The 16,823-nt window shown below is 70.8% G+C and carries 16 protein-coding genes; 2 read left to right on the forward strand and 14 right to left on the reverse strand.

All coding sequences use genetic code 11. The features are described 5' to 3' along the window. Position 1: 1 nt before the first annotated feature. The 4 genes from FVE25_RS08735 to FVE25_RS08750 all read right to left on the reverse strand — a co-directional run bounded on the left by FVE25_RS08735 (position 2) and on the right by FVE25_RS08750 (position 4,258). Entirely contained in the window at positions 2–871 is an 870-nt protein-coding gene (locus FVE25_RS08735) for a carbohydrate ABC transporter permease (RefSeq protein ID WP_157245915.1), read from the reverse strand. Then, complete coding sequence (locus FVE25_RS08740) at positions 868–1,734, reverse strand: carbohydrate ABC transporter permease (RefSeq protein ID WP_157245916.1); 867 nt, start codon at positions 1,732–1,734, stop codon at positions 868–870. The genes FVE25_RS08735 and FVE25_RS08740 overlap by 4 nt, the downstream gene beginning before the upstream one ends. A 55-nt stretch (positions 1,735–1,789) precedes the next feature. Then, positions 1,790–3,040 carry an ABC transporter substrate-binding protein gene (locus FVE25_RS08745; protein WP_157245917.1) on the reverse strand — a complete coding sequence of 417 codons (1,251 nt, stop codon included), beginning with the start codon at positions 3,038–3,040 and terminating at the stop codon, positions 1,790–1,792. A 69-nt stretch (positions 3,041–3,109) separates the two neighbouring features. Continuing rightward, positions 3,110–4,258, reverse strand: coding sequence for a DegT/DnrJ/EryC1/StrS family aminotransferase (locus FVE25_RS08750; RefSeq protein ID WP_219825392.1), 1,149 nt, complete (start codon positions 4,256–4,258; stop codon positions 3,110–3,112). Between the two features lie 17 nt (positions 4,259–4,275). Here FVE25_RS08750 and FVE25_RS08755 point away from each other — a divergent pair, with 17 nt between their 5' ends. Continuing rightward, positions 4,276–5,511, forward strand: coding sequence for a hypothetical protein (locus tag FVE25_RS08755; RefSeq protein WP_246266807.1), 1,236 nt, complete (start codon positions 4,276–4,278; stop codon positions 5,509–5,511). A gap of 8 nt (positions 5,512–5,519) precedes the next feature. On the opposite strand, the gene FVE25_RS08760 is transcribed toward FVE25_RS08755, so the two are convergent. The 7 genes from FVE25_RS08760 to FVE25_RS08790 all read right to left on the reverse strand — a co-directional run bounded on the left by FVE25_RS08760 (position 5,520) and on the right by FVE25_RS08790 (position 13,680). After that, the gene (locus tag FVE25_RS08760; protein ID WP_219825393.1) at positions 5,520–6,575 is read right to left on the reverse strand and encodes a dihydrodipicolinate synthase family protein; all 1,056 of its coding nucleotides are present in this window, start codon (positions 6,573–6,575) and stop codon (positions 5,520–5,522) included. Between the two features lie 32 nt (positions 6,576–6,607). After that, complete coding sequence (locus FVE25_RS08765) at positions 6,608–7,615, reverse strand: NAD-dependent epimerase/dehydratase family protein (RefSeq protein ID WP_157245919.1); 1,008 nt, start codon at positions 7,613–7,615, stop codon at positions 6,608–6,610. Between the two features lie 52 nt (positions 7,616–7,667). Further along, positions 7,668–8,561 carry a Gfo/Idh/MocA family protein gene (locus FVE25_RS08770; RefSeq protein WP_157245920.1) on the reverse strand — a complete coding sequence of 298 codons (894 nt, stop codon included), beginning with the start codon at positions 8,559–8,561 and terminating at the stop codon, positions 7,668–7,670. Positions 8,562–8,774: 213 nt separating this feature from the next. Next, positions 8,775–9,350 (reverse strand): hypothetical protein, encoded by a 576-nt coding sequence (locus tag FVE25_RS08775; RefSeq protein WP_157245921.1) that lies wholly within the window; start codon positions 9,348–9,350, stop codon positions 8,775–8,777. A 45-nt stretch (positions 9,351–9,395) separates the two neighbouring features. Continuing rightward, positions 9,396–11,207 carry a hydantoinase B/oxoprolinase family protein gene (locus FVE25_RS08780; protein WP_157245922.1) on the reverse strand — a complete coding sequence of 604 codons (1,812 nt, stop codon included), beginning with the start codon at positions 11,205–11,207 and terminating at the stop codon, positions 9,396–9,398. 16 nt (positions 11,208–11,223) lie between these two features. Next, a complete protein-coding gene (locus FVE25_RS08785; RefSeq protein WP_157245923.1) occupies positions 11,224–13,254 on the reverse strand; it encodes a hydantoinase/oxoprolinase family protein in 2,031 nt (676 codons plus the stop codon). Positions 13,255–13,296: 42 nt separating this feature from the next. Then, on the reverse strand, positions 13,297–13,680 hold the full coding sequence (locus tag FVE25_RS08790) for a hypothetical protein (RefSeq protein ID WP_157245924.1): 384 nt from the start codon (positions 13,678–13,680) through the stop codon (positions 13,297–13,299). A gap of 61 nt (positions 13,681–13,741) precedes the next feature. On the opposite strand from FVE25_RS08790, the gene FVE25_RS08795 reads away from it, so the two are divergent. Further along, positions 13,742–14,386 (forward strand): thymidine kinase, encoded by a 645-nt coding sequence (locus FVE25_RS08795; RefSeq protein ID WP_246266808.1) that lies wholly within the window; start codon positions 13,742–13,744, stop codon positions 14,384–14,386. A 6-nt stretch (positions 14,387–14,392) separates the two neighbouring features. Here the strand turns inward: FVE25_RS08795 and FVE25_RS08800 are convergent, their stop codons facing one another. From FVE25_RS08800 to FVE25_RS08810, 3 genes are all read right to left on the reverse strand, one after another. Beyond that, positions 14,393–15,061 carry a DsbA family oxidoreductase gene (locus FVE25_RS08800; protein WP_157245925.1) on the reverse strand — a complete coding sequence of 223 codons (669 nt, stop codon included), beginning with the start codon at positions 15,059–15,061 and terminating at the stop codon, positions 14,393–14,395. A gap of 40 nt (positions 15,062–15,101) precedes the next feature. Then, positions 15,102–15,998: a hypothetical protein gene (locus FVE25_RS08805; protein ID WP_157245926.1), complete on the reverse strand. Its 897-nt coding sequence runs from the start codon at positions 15,996–15,998 to the stop codon at positions 15,102–15,104. Positions 15,999–16,086: 88 nt separating this feature from the next. Further along, positions 16,087–16,800 carry an SRPBCC family protein gene (locus FVE25_RS08810; protein WP_157245927.1) on the reverse strand — a complete coding sequence of 238 codons (714 nt, stop codon included), beginning with the start codon at positions 16,798–16,800 and terminating at the stop codon, positions 16,087–16,089. Positions 16,801–16,823 lie beyond the last annotated feature (23 nt).

Raw genomic sequence — 16,823 nt, forward strand, 5'->3', positions numbered from 1 at the left:
ATCACTTGAGGCCGGTCATGGCGATGCTGTTGACGAGGTAGCGCTGCAGCAGGAAGAAGACGGCCAGGCAGGGCACCACGGAGATCGCCGCCGCGGCCATCTCCATCGACTGCGGGAACTGCTCGCCGCGCAGCGTGGACAGGCCCACCGTCAGCGTGCGCATCTCCTCGCCGGTGGTCGCGACGAGCGGCCAGAGGAAGTCGTTCCAGTGCCACAGGAAGACGAAGACGCCCAGCGTGGCCAGGATCGGCTTGGTGAGCGGCAGCACGATCTGCAGGTAGATGCGCCATTCCGGGGCGCCGTCCACCTTGGCGGCCTCGAAGAGCTCGTCGGGCAGGTCGCGGATGAACTGCCGCATGAGGAAGACGGCTTGGGAGTTGGCCAGCGTGGGCACGATGAGGCCCCAGAAGGTGTCCGCGCCGTCCAGGTTCGACACGAGGATGTACAGCGGGATCAGCGTGGCCTGGAAGGGCACCATCATGGTCGCCAGGAACGCCCACATCAGCGCGTCGCGGCCGGGGAAGCGCTTCTTGGCGAAGGCGTAGCCGGCCATGGAGGCGGTCAGGAGGATGATGACCACGGAGACGGCGGCGTAGACGAAGGAGTTGACGGTCCAGCCGAGGAATCCGGAGGACGTCAGGTTCGTGACGAGGTTGTCCAGCGTGAGGGTGTCCGGCCACTGGTGGGGCACGGTGGGGGCGTTCTTGGGGCTGACCGCCAGCACCAGCATCAGCAGGAACGGGCTGACGGTGAGCACGGCGACGAGCCCGAGCAGGACGACGAGCGGCCACTGGCGGCCGGTCCTGCGCCCGGGCGTCCGGGCCTTGCGGGCGGGCGCCGCCACCACGGGTTCGGTCTCGGTCATCGTCATGTGGTGCTCCGATCGAGCAGTCGGCGCTGGATCATCGAGACGATGAAGACCAGGACGAACAGCACGATGCCGATCGTGGCCGCGTAGGCGATGTCGAAGTTCCCGAAGCCCTGGTCGTAGAGCGCGTAGATGAGGTTGTAGCTGGCCCGCGAGGGTCCGCCGCCGGTCATCACGTAGATGACGTCGAAGGTCTGGAAGGCGCCGATCGTCTCGATGACCACGACGAAGAAGAGCGCGGGGCGCAGCAGCGGCAGCACGATGGCGCGGAAGCGCTGCCAGGCGCCGGCGCCGTCCACCCGGGCGGCCTCCAGGTAGGAGGGCGGGATGGACTTCAGCCCGGCCAGCAGGATGAGCATGGAGTAGCCGAAGCCCTTCCACACCGAGACGGTGGCCAGCGAGGGCAGTACCAGCGCGGTGTCGTCCAGGAACCCGACCGGCCCCATGTCGATCTTGGCGAGCAGCCCGTTGATCAGGCCGTCGAACTCGTAGATCCAGCGCCAGATCACTCCGGCGAAGACGAAGCTGGTCACGTAGGGCAGGAAGAGCATGCCCCGGAACAGCCCCTTCATGAAGACGACCGAGTTGAGCAGGAGCGCGGTGCCCAGGGAGATGAGCACGGTGAGCGGGACGTAGATCGCCACGTAGACGATCGTGACGCGCAGGGCTCCCATGAAGATGGGGTCGTCGAGGAGCCTGGCGTAGTTCTCCACGCCGACGAAGCTCCACTCCCCGTTGATCTTGTAGTCCGTCAGGCTCATGCCGGCCGCGCCCAGCGAGGGGACGAACCGGAAGATCACGAAGAGCACGAGCATCGGCAGGACGTACAGCAACCCGGTGACGGGGTCGCGCAGCCGGTGTCGCACAGGTTGAGGCCTTTCGCAAAGGGCGGGGAGGCCGCGCACGACCTCCCCGCGTACGTCAGCCGGCGGCGGCGAGCTGGTCGTCGACCAGCTTGGCGGCGTCGTCGAGCGCCTGCTGGGCGGTCTTCTTCCCCTGCAGCGCGGACTGGATCTCCGGGGCCAGCACCGTCATGACCTGCCGGGCGGAGGCGTGGGCGTCACCGGGGAAGGCGAACTCCAGCGACTTCTCGAACTCCTTCGCCGTGGCGTCGGCGCTGGGGGCCGAGGCGTCGGTGCGCGCGGTGAAGTAGCCGGACTCGGCCGACAGCCGGGCGGCCACCTCGGCGGAGCCGATGTAGGCGGCGAGCTTCTTGGCCGCCTCCGCGGACTTGGAGTGCGCGGCCAGCACGAGGGCGCCGGGGATGCCGAAGGCGACCTTCTTGGCGCCCTCGAACGGGCCGCCGACGACCACGTTCTCCGCGCCGACGGCGGCGGCCAGCTGCTTGGCGCCGATGGGGGCGGCGGCGTGGTACATGGCCACCTTGCCCTGGGCCAGCGGGCTGCCCTCGATGACGTTGGTCAGCGTCGCCGCGTTGCCCGGCAGGCCGCCGGCCTTCTGCAGGTCGAGGAGGAACTGCAGCGACTTCACGCCTTCGGGCCCGTTGAAGGCGGCCTTCTTGCCGTCGGGGCTGAAGACCTGGCCGCCGTTGGACCACAGGATCGGGTAGAAGCTGAGGTTGAGCGAGGTCTCGGGGGCGCCGGGGTACATGAAGATCGGGATCTTCTTTGCGGCCAGCTTGGGCGCGGCGGCCAGGACCTCGTCCCACGTCTTCGGCACCGCGCTGACGCCGGCCTCGTCGAGGGCCTTCTTGTTCCAGATGGGGGCCGTGATCGTCTGGTAGATCGGCACGCCGTACACCTTGCCCTCGACGCTGAGCGCGCTGAGCGCGTTGGGGCGGAAGGAACCCTTCTCGGCGGCGACGGCGTCGTCGAGCGGGGCGATCGTGCCCTGCTTGACGTACTGGGGGATCTGGTCGGGGCCGAGCAGGACCAGGTCGAAGCCCTTCTTGGCGGCCAGGGCGGCCGTGACCTTCTGCTGGCGGCCGTCCCAGGGCTGCTGCTCGATCTTGACGTCGACGCCGGCGTTCCCGGCCTCGAAGTCCTTCTCGACCGTGTCCCAGAACGCCTTGCTCTTGGCCTGGTCCTCGATGACGGGGTAGACCCACGTCGTCACCGTGCTCTTGCCGTCCGATCCACCGCTGGAGGAACCGCATCCGGCGAGCGTGACTCCCAGGCCGGCCGCGAGGCCGGCTACCGCTACCTTCCTCATGGGCCTTCCTTTCTCCTAATACCGGTCTAGACCGAAACCTAGCGACCGGATGAACAGGGGGTCAAGAGCTCACCCGCAGTACTTACGGACCGCCGCGGCGACGGCGGCCACGTGCTCGCCGGTGTAGTTCTCGTTCCAGTCGATGACCAGCAGAGTCTCGGCCACCATGCGCTCCGCCTCGGGACAGGCGGCGGCCTCGTACCCCTCCAGCGGGTACCGCGATCCCCCGTAGAGCGGGGACTCCAGGACGGGCGCGTGATTGAGGGTCTGGTTGAGATATCCGGCCCGCGCCGGAATCCCGTCCTCCCGCAGCTTCTCCGCCAGCTCGCGCGCCCCGCCGCCGGGCAGGACGAGCGGGAACAACCACCACGCGTGCCCGTCCGGGCGCGCCGGCCGTACCTTCTCCAGTCCGCGAAGGGCCTCGACCAGCTGTACGGCGGTGCGGCGCCGATCGGCCAGCACGCCCGGGAGTTTGGCCAGCTGGGCGCGGGCGACGGCGCCCTGGAGCTCGGTCATGCGGTAGTTGAGCCCGAGGCTCTCATGGGAGCGGCCCTTGGCGCGGTCCCAGCCCTTGTCCGCGAACAGGCGCATGCGCCTGGCCAGTTCGTCGTCGTCGGTGAGGGTCAGGCCGCCGTCGCCGCAGGTGATGTGCTTCCACTGCTGGAGGCTGAGGGTGCCGACGTGGCCCGCGGTGCCCGCGTACCCGCCGGGCAGTTCGGTCAGCCACGCCTGGGCGCAGTCCTCGATCAGGGTGAGGCCGTGCCGGTCGGCCAGGGCGCGGAGGTCATCCACCGGAGCCGGGGCGCCGAAGAGATGAACGACCATGATGGCCCGGGTACGGGGACCGATGAGCCTGGCGACCGCCCGCGGATCGAGAATGCCGGTGGCCGGGTCCACGTCGGCGAAGACAGGAACGGCGTTCTGCGCCAAGATGGGGGCCACCGTGCCGAAATCCGTGATCGGCGTCGTGATGATCTCGTCACCGGGGTCCGGAGCGGCCGCCACGACGGAGAGATGGAGGGCCGCGGTGCCGGAACTGCACGCGATGGCGTGGCGGGAGCCGTACAACTCCGCGACCTCGCCTTCGAGCGCGCGCACCTCCGTGCCCCAGACGGAGCTGAGCATGCCGGAGCGGATCACCCTCTCCAGCGCCGCGATCTCCTCCTCGCCGAGGGTACGGCCGGCGGATTCGGCCATGTTGGGAAACGTGAGACTCACAGGTTAACCTTTCGGTCTTGACCGTAATAGTGGAGAAGGAGGCGTGGGTGGGTATCGTCATCGGGGTCGTCGGCCCGCACGATCTGGTCGACGACGTCGCGGCCACCTGCGAGGAGCAGCCCGGCGTGAGCACGCTGCGGCTCGACTACGACCACGAGTCGCAGGCACCCGCCATCGTCGAAGCGCACGCCGGCGCCGTCGAAGGCTGGCTCTTCACCGGAATCGTGCCCTACATGCTGGCCCGCGACGCCGACATGCTCTCGCGGCCCGCCGCGTTCGTGGACTACTCCGGCGCGACGCTGCTCAGCGCCCTCGTCCGGCTGCAGCACGACGGACAGGACATCACCACCCTGTCCATCGACACGCTCGCGCCGGCCGACGTCACCGCCACCTTCACCGAGGCCGGGCTGCCCACCGACCGGCTGCGCACGCTCGGCTACCGGCCCGAGATGACCTCCAAGAAGGCCATCGCCTTCCACCGGCGCGGGGCGGGGCATCCGGTGATCACCTGCCTCAGCTCGGTGCACGAGGCGCTGCGCGGCGACATGCACGTGCTGCGGCTGGCGCCGTCCGTGCACTCGGTGCGCGTCGCGCTGCGCCAGCTCCTGCTCACCGCGGAAGGCCAGGCGCAGGAGGACGCCCAGATCGCGCTCGGGCTCGTCGAGGTGGACGGCGAGGAAGGGCTGCTGCGCGAGGCCACCGCCCTGGGCGGCACGCTGGCCGGGTTCCGCGGCGGCACCCACCTGCTCGTGACCACCCGCGGCCCGTTGTACGACGCCACCGGCGGCTTCACCGGGCTGCCCATGCTGGGGCGGCTCGCCGCGGCCAGCCGGGTGGTACGCGTCGGCTTCGGCCTCGGGCGCAGCGCCGCCGAGGCGGAGAGCCTGGCCCGGCGGGCGCTGGCCCGCGCGCGGCGGATCGGGGACGTGGCCGCGGTGCTGTCGCTGCGCGCCGACACCGACATCGTGCTGGAGTCGGTGACCAGCACGCCGGCCGGCGAGCAGAACCTGTCCGTGCTGGCCCGGCGCGTGGGGCTGTCGGTGCCCACGCTCGAACGCCTCCTGGAGGCCCGCGACGCCGCCGGAGGCGAACCCCTGACCACCCGCGAGATCGCCGAACGCCTGGCCGTCCAGCAGCGCACCGCCCGCCGCATGCTCCACCGCCTGGAACTGGCCGGCCTCGCCGAGCGCACCGGCAACCTGACCAGCGGCAGCAGCGGCCGTCCGCTGACCCTCTACAAGCTCACCCTTTAGCGGCGCTTCTAGGAGAGCCACCGGTCCAGGCCCTCGGCCACGAACTCGTCGTCCCGCAGCCACGGGTAAGCCGCCCACACCCGGTCGATCTCGGCGAGCTGCCCGGGCGACAGGTCCTCCTCGGGATCCAGGCACCAGCGCCCGGCCAGCAGGCCCTGGCGGCGCAGGATCTCGTGGATGCCCGGAATGCACCCGTGGAAGCCGTTCGCCGAGTCGAAGATGGCGGCGTTCGCGTCGGTCAGGTGGCCGTCCAGGCTGAGCAGCCTGCGGACCGCCTCGTCGTCGCCGCCCCGCGCCCGCCGCGCCTCCTCCAGCAGCCCGACCGCCTTGCGCACCCACACCGCCCACTGGCCGAGCAGCCCGCCGACGAACTCCACCTCGACCTCGCGCCCGTCCACGACGACCCGGTGGGTGGTGATGAGGTCGGCCAGAATGTGGTCGTCGTTGCCGGTGTAGAGCGCCACCTCGTCGGCCCGCCCCGCCCTGACCACCCCGTGCAGCACGTCCAGGGTCCGGTACCGGTCGAACGGCGCCACCTTGATCCCGGCCACCGACTCGATCGAGGCCAGCCGGGTCCAGAACTCCCGCGACAGCGTGCGCCCGCCGACCGCCGGCTGCAGGTAGAAGCCGATGACCGGCAGGACCTCGCCGACCGCCGCGGCCCGCTCGATCAGCCCGTCCTCGTCCAGTCCGGCGTAGGGGCTGAGCAGCACCATGTGGTACCCGAGCGACCGGGCCAGCTCCGCTTCGGCCACCGCCTGCCCGGTCGGCCCGGTGGCCCCGGCGACCAGTAGGACCTCCCGGCCCGCCGCCCGCGAGGTCTCGGCGGCCAGCTCCAGCACCGGCGCCAGCATCGGCGTGCCGTGGAGGGCGAACTGCGTCGTGTGCACGCCGACCGCCAGCCCGCCCGCGCCCGCCGCCACGTAGTAGCGGGTCAGCGCCCGCTGCCGGCGCTCGTCGAGCCTACGGCCGGCGTCCAGCGCGAGGGGGTGCGCCGGGATGACCAGGCCGCGCCGGAACAGGTCGCGCGCGGACGGTTGAGCCTCTGGAGCCGTGCTGAGCACGTGACTTCCCCCTTGATCGGTGAGCATGCTGATCAGAACCGGCCGTCGCGCCGCTCGAACTTCGTGGGCTTGCCCAGCAGCGGCCCGCCCTCGGCGACCCACTGGGCGGTGTGCTCGATGAGCTCGGCCGGCGTCAGCTCCGGATACCCGAAGGTCCGATGGCATCTGCCGGCATTGGACAGCAGCGCCGTGGGCGCCTCCTCGCCGGTGAACACCGGCTCCCTGCCGAGCGCACGGCCGAGGGCCTGCGCGGCCTGCCGTACCGAGATCAGCTCGGGCCCGGTGAGGTTCAGCAGGTACGGCGGCGCGTCGGCGTGCAGGAGCGACCGGAGCGTCACCTCGTTGGCGTAGCCCTGCCAGACCACGTTGACCTGCCCGGTGGCCAGGTCGATCGGCTGCCCGGCGGCGATCTTCTGCGCCAGGTCGACCAGCACGCCGTAGCGCATCTCGACCGCGTAGTTGAGCCGGATCAGCGCCAGGCGGGTGCCGTACCTGTCGCTGAAGTGCTCCATGACGCGCTCGCGCCCGAGGCAGCTCATCGCGTACTCGCCGACCGGGCCGGGCGCGGTCTCCTCGGTGGCGCCGCCGCCGGTCACCGGGACGAGCGGGTAGACGTTCCCGGTGGACAGGGCCGTGATCCGGCTGTCGCGGAACCGGTCGGCCACCCGTCCGGGCAGGTAGGAGTTGGTGAACCAGGTGGCGTGCTCGGCGCCCTGGGTGCCGAACTTGGCCCCGACCAGGAAGACGACGTTCTCTGCGTCGGGCAGTTCGCGCAGCGCCGCGTCGTCGGCCACGTCCGCGGCGACCACGCTGGCGCCCTCAGCGGTCAGCGCGCCGGCCAGGCCGGGCTCGGAGAACCTCGACACCGCCACGATCCGCTTCTTGCCCATGGTGGCGTTGAGCGCCAGCCTGACCAGGCTGGGCCCGAGTTTGCCGCCCGCGCCCAGGATCATGATGTCGCCGTCGAGCCTGGCCAGATCGTCCACGAGCGCACCGCTGGGCCGCGCCAGGCGCTCTTCGAGCTCGGATACCGTCCGCACCCTGACTCCTCTCATTTACGGTCCAGACCGTAACTAGCGGAGTCTCGCCCTGTCAATGGGCGGGGGCCGCCTCCCGCGCCGAAACCAGCACCTCGAGGATCGCCCGGGTCTGCGCCCACGGCACCGGGCTGGGCGCGCCCCCGACCATGCCGAGAAACGCCTCGACCGTCCCCTCGTACCCGAGACCGCGCAGATGGTCCGCGCCCGGCTCGATCACGATGTGCTCGTCACCGCCGCGACGGTGCACCGTCACGGTGTACTCCTCACCGGAGGACACCCCGATGACCTCCACCACCCCCGTGACCCCGCTCCCCCACTGCAGCGCCATCACCCCGGTGTCCTCCGACCGCAGCCCCGCGTAGTGCCGGACCGCCCCGGCCGCCCCCGCCAGCCGTACCCCGGGACCCAGCAGCGCCACCAGCAGCTCCACCCCGTGGACGCCCATGGTCACCATCGTCCCGCCGCCCTGCCCCGGCGTGTCCTGCCAGGCGTTGTAGCCGCCGGCCCACATCCCCACGTCATGCCGTACGGTCGCCCGCACCGACAACACCTCACCCGGATCGACGCGCATCCCGGCGAAGGCCGGCGCGAACCGCAGCACCGACGTGGACAGCACCCGATCGCCGATGTCCAGCCGGTCCAGCGCCTCCAGCTGCTCCCGGGAGGCGGCGGCCGGCTTGTTCACGAACACCGGCACCTCGCTCTCCAGCACGTGGGCCAGCGCCGCCGGCACCTGCGGGTTCGGCACGGTCAGCACCACCCCGTCGGGCCGCCCGGCCAGCAGCTCGCCCAGGCTTCCGGCGACCTCGGCTTCCGGGTGCTCCTGCACGAACCTGGCCAGGCGGTCCGCGTCCGGCTCCCAAACGGCCAGGTGGGCGTGGTGGGTGAGGGTTCTGGCGTCGGTGTAGGGGTGACTGGTGGCCAGACCGGCCAGGGCGATACGCATGGGCGCCATCATGGCATCGGGCTATTCGAGTGACAGACGGTGGTCGTGCGGGTACAGTCGATGTATCGCCACCCTCCTGCGGGAGGGACTGGAAGTGGGCCCGGGTGGACCGCCGGACGACGGAAGCCCGGGCATGCGCCTAGCCGCCCCCTGCGGGGGGAACGGAAGTGGGCCCGGGTGGACCGCCGGACGACGGAAGCCCGGGCTTGCGACTTACCGGGTGTCTACCGCCAGGATTCGCATCCCCCGGCCGACCTGCTGCCAGAAGCTGTCGCTCCCTCGCTCCGCCAACGCTCGCGCACCCGCGACGATGTCGGGCAACCACAGCAGCGGCTCACTCTCCGGATCACACCAGTCCGGCCGAAGCCCCGGCGGCATCGCATTGCAACCTCGCATCGCCGCGATCATCTCCCTGTCAAGCCGGTCGAGATCACCCTGACGGCGTTCGATCAGCATGTCGCTGATCCCGAAGTCGCGGAGCTTCCACAGCAAGTGCCCCATGCACTTGCGCCGCGCCCTCTCCTGCTTCTTGGGATTGAGATTCATACCCACGACCATGACACCCTTCGGTCGCAGGCCCGCCACGACCTCGATGAGATGAGCGCGGCGTTTGTCGTTCTCGTCGTGCCAATGCAGGCGGCGCTGCCCACGCTCCAGAAGCGACCGAAGCACGTCGCGTTGAGCATCGGCCTGATCCGATGTCACAAGCATGGCGACAAGAAGGTATCGACCGTGGGAGAGCACCATCGACTCATCCACATAGGCGGTGGAGGGGGAAGGGACGTTCACGACGGATCATGCTAGCGATCCCCATTACTCCCCGTAATGAGAACTTTACAGTTCGTCTACCTCCGCCGTGGTTCGCCCACCGGAGAGCTTGGGATACCCCGGCCCCCGATCGAAGAAGGGCGCCGCTGTGGGCCGGAGGCGGGCGCGGAGTTCGGCGGTGCCCTGTTCGTCGATGCGGTCGCCGTCCAGGACGACGCCGTAGTCGCCCAGCGCCCCGGCGATCGAGACCTTCCCGTCGCGCACGTCGGCCGCCACCGCCCGCGGGTCGCGGTCGTACGGAGAGCCCCAGCCGCCGCCCCCGGTGGTGCGGATGCGGATGACCTCGCCCGCCTGCACCGGATGGTCGTCGACCAGCCCTTCCATCTCCTTGCCCGCCACCTCGACGCGGAACGGCCGCCCGGCCAGCCCTCCGTTGACACCCCAGCACGACAGGATCGAGCGGTCGGCGATCGACATGTACGAGGCGTCGCGCAGCATCCTGATGTGCTTGTCGTAGCCGAGCCCGCCGCGGAACAGCCCCGGCCCGCCCGAGTCGCAGGCCAGCGCGAGGCGTTCCACACGGAAGGGCCATCGCGCCTCGGCGAACTCGACCGGGATGTTACGGCTGTCGGGCACGACGTGGATGGTGTCCTCGCCGTCGGCGTACCATCTCCCGCCCGAGCCGCCACCCAGCACCTCTCGCATCAGGTACGGCCGGCCGTCGGCGTCGAGCCCGTGGATGCCGGTGTAGCGGATGGTCTCCTGGTCGGCCGGCATCCGACCGCCGGTCGCCTTGGCCAGGACCCCGGCCAGCACCCCCAGCAGGCGCAGGATGACGAAGGTGCGGGCGTTGGTCGGGGCGGGGAAGATCGGGGTGAGCAGGGTGCCCTTGTCCGGGAAGCGCATCTCGATGAGCGGGACCACGCCCTCGTTGACGTCGAGTTCGGCCATGCGCTCCGGGGTGTCGGCGAGGTTCCGGAGGATCGGGGCGAGCCACTTCTTGAGGAAGACGCCGTCGGCGTAGTCGCCCGCGTGGTTGATGGGGCCCTTGGCCTGGGGCGAGGTGCCGGTGAAGTCGATGGTCAGGGGGGCGGGGCGGGTGTGGTCGACGGTGAGCGTGATGCGCTGGGCGTGCAGGCGGGGCTCGTCGACGCCGTCGTGCTCGGCGTAGTCCTCCCACACGTAGACCCCTTCGGGAACCTTGGCCAGCAGTTCCCGGCGGAAGGTCTCGGTGGTCTTGGCGATGATCGCGTCGAAGCACTCCTCGACGGCGGCTCTGCCGTACCTCTCGAAGAGTTCGGCGAGCCGGCGCGCGCCCATGAGGCAGGCGGAGCATTCGGCGTCCAGGTCGCCGGCGAGCGAGTCGGGCATGCGGGAGTTGCGGGTCATGATGCGCAGGGCGGCCTCGTTCGGGACGCCCTGGTCCCAGAGTTTGATGGGCGGGACCATGAGGCCCTCCTCGAACACGCTGCGGGCGTGCGAGGGCATGCTCCCGGGTACGGCGCCGCCGATGTCGTCGTGGTGGCCGAACGCCTGGACGAAGGCGACCACCTCGCCCTCGTGGAAGACGGGCACGGTGACGCACAGGTCGGGCAGGTGGCCGATGCCGCCTTCGGAGAGGTAGACGTCGTTGTGGAAGTAGACGTCGCCCTCGTGCATCGTTTCGATGGGGAAGTCACGGACGATCGGCTGGACGAGGGCGCTGTAGGAGCGGCCGGTGAGCTTTCTGAGCTTGCGGTCGTGGATGCCGGCGCGGAAGTCGTGGGCGTCGCGGATCATCGGCGAGCGGGCCGTGCGCGCGATCGCGGTCTCGACCTCCTTCTCGACCGAGGCCAGCGTGCCTTCGACGATCTCGGTGAGAATCGGGTCTGCGCTCATGGGTCACTCACCCTCCTCATTCGCCGCGTCGGGTTCGTTCCGCATTCCGGCGCACCTCCAGATTTCCGTACTCGTCCACCTTGGCTTGGAAGCCGGGGTGGAGCGGGAGCGTGGAGCCGTACTCCTCGATGACCGCCGGGCCCTCGACCACCGTGCCCGGGGCGAGGCCGGCGCGCTGGTGGATGGGGGTTTCCGGGGTGGGATGGTCGAAGTGCACGGCTCGCGTCCCGGGTTCCGGTGCCGTGGCGGGGGCCCCCAGGCGGCGGATGGCCGGGCGGGTGATGGGGCCGATGCCGGAGACGCGCAGGTTGACCCATTCGACCGTGTGCCGAGGGTTGTCGCGGTAGGCGTAGCCGTACAGCTTCTCGTGGGCCGTGTGGAAGCGCTCGGCGACCTCCGCGCGCCAGTCCGCGTCCACCTCGCCGGGCGGGGCCGGGACGCGGACCTCGTACGCCTGGCCGTAGTAGCGCAGGTCGGCGCTGCGGGCGTAGAGGGGGTCGTCGAAGCCTTCGCGGTCCAGGGCGGCCGCGGCGGCGGACTCGAGTTCGGCGAAGATCCGGCCGGCCGTGTCCAGGTCGAGGGAGCGGGTCACGTGGGTGCGGACGTAGTCGTTCTTGACGTCCACCGTGAGCAGGCCGAACGCCGAGACGTTGCCCGGGTCCCGTGGCACGACCACCGCGGGCAGGCCCAGGATGTCGATGAGGCGGCAGGCCAGCAGCGGGCCGGAGCCGCCGAAGGTCACCAGCGGGAAGTCGCGCACGTCCAGGCCGCGTTTGACGGTCAGGCGGCGGATGGCGTTGCTCTGGTTGAACGCGCTGATCTCCAGGATGCCGGTGGCGGTGCGTTCCGGGCTGATGCCGAGCTTGCCGGCGAGTTCCTCGATGCCGGTGCGGGCGGCGACGACGTCCAGGGGGATCTCGCCGCCGAGGAGATGCGGCGGGATGCGGCCCAGGTAGACGTGGGCGTCGGTCACCGTCACCTCGGAGCCGCCGCGGCCGTAGCAGAGGGGGCCGGGGTCGGCGCCCGCGCTCTTCGGTCCTACCTTGAGCGTGCCCTCGGGTGTGATCCAGGCGATCGAGCCGCCGCCGGCGCCGACGGTGACGATGTCGATCATCGGGATCTTGCACGGGTAGCGGCCGACGGCGCCCTCGGTGGTCGTCGAGGGCTCGCCGTCCAGGACGACGGCCACGTCGGTGGAGGTGCCGCCGCCGTCCAGCGTGATGACCGAGGGGTGGCCGGCCGTCGAGGCGATGAGCGCCGCCCCGAGCGCGCCGGCCGCGGGGCCGGACAGCACCGTGGTGATCGGCTGGTGGACGACCTCGCGGGCCGACAGGATGCCGCCGTTGGACTTCATCACCGAGAACGGCATGCCGAGCCGGTCGGCGAGGTTGGCGATGTAGCGGCGCATGACCGGTTTGACGGCGGCGTCCACGAGTGTGGTGACCGAGCGCTCGTACTCGCGATACTCCCGCAGCACGTCGCTGGAGAGCGAGACGACGGCCTCCGGGTGCTCGCGTTCCAGCACCTCGCGCATGCGGCGCTCGTGCTCGGGGTTGGCGTAGGAATGCAGAAAACAGACCCCGACGGCGGTGACGCCCTTGGCGCGGAACCAGCGCGCGGCCTCGGCCGCCTGCTCCTCGGAGAACGGCCGCACCTCGTTGCCGAGGTGGTCCAGGCGTCCGCCGACGGTCTTGACCAGGTGCACCGGGACGATGCGCGGCGGCTTGACCCAGAAGTAGGAGTTGCCGTAACCGTCGGGCACGCTCTGCCGGGCGATCTCCAGGATGAACTCGAAGCCCTCGGTGGTGATGAAGCCGAGCCCCGAGATGCGGTCTTCCAGGAGCTGGTTGGTGGCGACGGTGGTGCCGTGCACCACGGAGCCGACGTCGAGCTCGCCGAGCTTCTCGATGCCGGCGATGAACCCGTCTGCCGGGTTCGCCGGGGTCGAGGGGGTCTTCGTGGTGACGACCTCACCGGTCTGCTCGTCCACCGCGACCACATCGGTGAACGTGCCGCCGGTGTCGACGCCGATCCGCACGCTACGCATGCTTGTCATGTGTAGTGGGCTCGGATAACAGACGGATTGCCATCAGGTACGCCGCTTGCCAAGGACTTCGTCGATGACGCGGGGCGCGTTCTGCGTGCCCACGTAGGCTGCCAGCCGTACCACCATTTCCTGGGATTTCGCCAGCTCGGCTTCGACGCGGGCCTTGCCGGACTGGCCGGCCTGCACGCCGAAGTAGGCGCCGATGATCGTGCCCACCACTCCGGCCACGCCCGCGAACAGCGCCGCGAACTCCCGGGTCGCGAAGACGGCGGCCCCGAAGGCGACCAGAATCGCGATGATGCCGGTGACCACGACGAAGAAGCCGTAGCGCCAGCGGGCGGCGTCCGCCTGGGCGGCGGTGATGTCGTCGGCCGTCATCATGGCGTCCAGCGCGGGCGGCTTTTCGGCGGGTTTCTCTGTGACCAAGGCGTCCTCCTGATGCTCCTGGGACAAATCTCCCATAAGCCAACCGCTAAGGTGGCACTCCGTGACCGAATCGTCTGCTCTGTCTGCCGCACCTTCAGCCAACGGCCGCGACGCCGTGCTGAAGTATTACTTCGGCCCCATGGACTGTGGTAAGTCCACGCTGGCGCTGCAGCTGAACTACAACCACGGCAGGCAGGGACGGCGCGGGCTCGTGCTCACCAAGCACGACCGCTCCGGCGGGCCGCAGGTGACCAGCCGCATCGGCCTCGGGCAGGAGGCCATCGAGGTGGAGGACGGGCTCGACCTGGTCGCCCTCGTCACCGGCCACGACCGCATCGACTACCTGATCTGCGACGAGGCGTGCTTCTACTCCGTGGCGCAGATCGAGCAGCTGGCCGACCTGGTGGACGAGCACGGCATCGACGTCTACGCCTTCGGGCTGGCCTCCGACTTCCGGTCGGTGATGTTCCCGGCGGCCCAGCGGTTGTTCGAGCTGGCCGACGAGGTCTGCAAGCTGCAGGTGGAGGTGCTGTGCTGGTGCGGGCGGCCCGGGCAGCTCAACGCCCGGGTGGTGGGGGGTGTGATGGTCCGCATGGGTGAGCAGGTCGTCATCGGCGACACGGACGCCTCCCCGGTGCGGTATCAGGTGCTGTGCCGCCGCCATCACCGCGCGGGCGACCTGGGCGAGGGCCTGCGCGGGCTTTAAAACGTTTCAGATCGCGCAGCTGTCGTCGGCGCAGCCGTCCGCGGGGGCGGCCAGGAGGGTGATCGGCTTCTGTCCCGTGCGCTCGGCCACCTCGTCCAGCGCCGCCACGAACGTCTCGTACGGCTGCGCCCCCGAGACCGCGAACTGCCCCTCGAACAGGAACAGCGGCACGCCGGAGATCCCGAGCTGCCGGGCCCGCGCCAGGTGCTCGCTCACCTCGGCCCCGCCCTGGCCGTCGTCCGTGACGCCGGCGTCGGCGGCCAGCTTGGCCAGCACGTCCGGGTCGCCCACGTTGAGCCCGTCGGTGAAGTGCGCCCGGAACAGCCGGTGCGCCATCTCCTCGCCCTTGCCCTGGGCGGTGGCGACCTCGATGAGGCGGTGCGCCTCGGCGGTGTTGGCGCTGACGGCCGCGTCGAAGTTCAGCTCCAGGCCCTCCTGCTCGGCCACGGCCGTGACCTGCCCGGTCATCTGGCCGATGTTCGGGCCGAACTTGCGCTCCAGGGCGCCCAGCAGCGGCTCGCCCTCGAGCGGGGCGTCGGGGTTGAGCTGGAAGGGGCGCATCGTGATCTCCACGGTGCCGCCCTTGGCCCGGAACGCCTCGGCGGCGCGGGCGAAGCGGGTGTGCCCGATGTAGCACCAGGGACAGACGACGTCGGAAAAGATTTCAACTTTCACGTACCAGCACAACCACCGGCTCCCGCCCCGGCATTCCAGATCACCCCGCGGCCAGCTCCTCCAGCCGGAACGGCAGGTAACCGGAGTCGTCCACCAGCGCCGACGCCCCGCGCCACCAGCCGAACCACTCGGCCGAGCGCCACATCCAGTCGACCCGCTCGATGGCGGCGACCACGTCGCCGACCGTCCGCCACTGCTCGCCCAGCTGCTCCTGGCCGGCGCCGTGCCGCAGCGCCCACGAGCGCAGAATGCCCACGGCCCGTTTGTCCACCTCGCGGGCGTAAGGGTCGGGATCCTCGCCGGGCAACCGGTGCGGGCCGAGCCCGGCGGCCACACCCCAGCTCCACTGCGCCTCGGCGGGCCGGGAGTAGCGCAGCGAGTGGAAGTCGAGGTTGGACCCGAGGTCGTCGTCGGGGCGCCGGGTCACCACCGCGTCCAGGCGCCCGCCCGCGTCGAAGTGCACCACGAGCCGCTGGCCGGGCTTGACGCCGGAGGGCAGCTCGAAGCGGTCCTCGGCCTGCCAGGAGTTGAGGTCCACCTCGGCGACCGGACGGCCCCAGAGCTGGTCGGCGGCGTCGTCGGCGATCCAGGCGGCGATCATCTCCAGCGCGGTGAGATCGGTCCAGGGCTCGATGGCGACAGCCGTGCGCAGCACCTCGTCGGGGGCGGGCAGCTTGCCGCCGCGGGTGCGCGCCCACCACTCCTCGCCCAGTTCACGGGTACCGACGAGCAGCGCGGCGATGGCCGCCAGCTCGGCCGAGCGACGGGTCAGCGAGGCGCCGAGCGCCAGATCCAGACAGCGGCCGGCGCGCTCATGGCCGAGTACGGGCACCGCGTCGCCGATGAGCAGTTCGGCGGTCGGGCGCTCCTCGCCGAGCAGGTTGCGGACAACCCGCCTGGCCTCGGTTCTGGCATCTTCAGCATGTGCCTGGCGCATACTTGCAACGCTACGCCGGGAGATCCTTTTCCGCGAGTGGTCCCAGACCCGCCCAGAGGGTACGGCGGGCCGCCCCCCGGCACCGGCGTCAGCGGCGCGCCGCCCGGCTGAGGAACCAGCCGATCGCGACACCGGTCAGCGCGATGCCCGCGCCCATGCCGAACGAGGCCAGCATCACCCAGGGCCGGGCCTCGGCGGGCCGTCTGGGGGGCCGCTCATAGACCCCGGCGGCAGCCGTACCGGAGATGGCGGATGCCGCGCCCGAGCCGGCGGGAGCCGTACCGGGGACAGCGGATGCCGCGCCCGCGGCGGCGGGTGACGTACCGGCGGCCGGGGGCGGTGCGAGGCCGGCGGTCGTTTCTGTGCCGTTGAGCAGGTGCCGCTCCACCGCCGAGAAGAACTGGCCCGCGGTGCGCTTGGCCACCGAGCCCAGCATGCGCTGCCCGACGCCGCCGATCATGCCGCCGACCACGGCCTCGGCGTCGTAGTCCACCCGGGTGCCCGTATCGACCTCGCTCAGCCGTACCTGAACGGTGGCCTCGACCGTGCCCGGCGCGCCCTGCCCTCGGGCGCGCAGCACGAAGCTCTCCGGTGCGTGCGGCTGGGAAAGCCCCACTTCGCCGTGGTAGACGCCTTTGATGGCGGCCACGCCGGCGTTGACCGTCATGCGATAGGTGTCCGGCCCGCTCTCCTCCAGGCGCTCGCAGCCCGGGATGGTGCGCACGAGCACCGCCGGGTCCTGGAGCGCGGCCCACACACGATCTCTCTGGATGCCGATCACGGCACTGCCTGCGACCTTCACACGGCCACTTTAGGCAGCCGGTC

Source organism: Nonomuraea typhae (assembly GCF_009760925.1).
In the GTDB taxonomy this organism is placed as follows: domain Bacteria; phylum Actinomycetota; class Actinomycetes; order Streptosporangiales; family Streptosporangiaceae; genus Nonomuraea; species Nonomuraea typhae.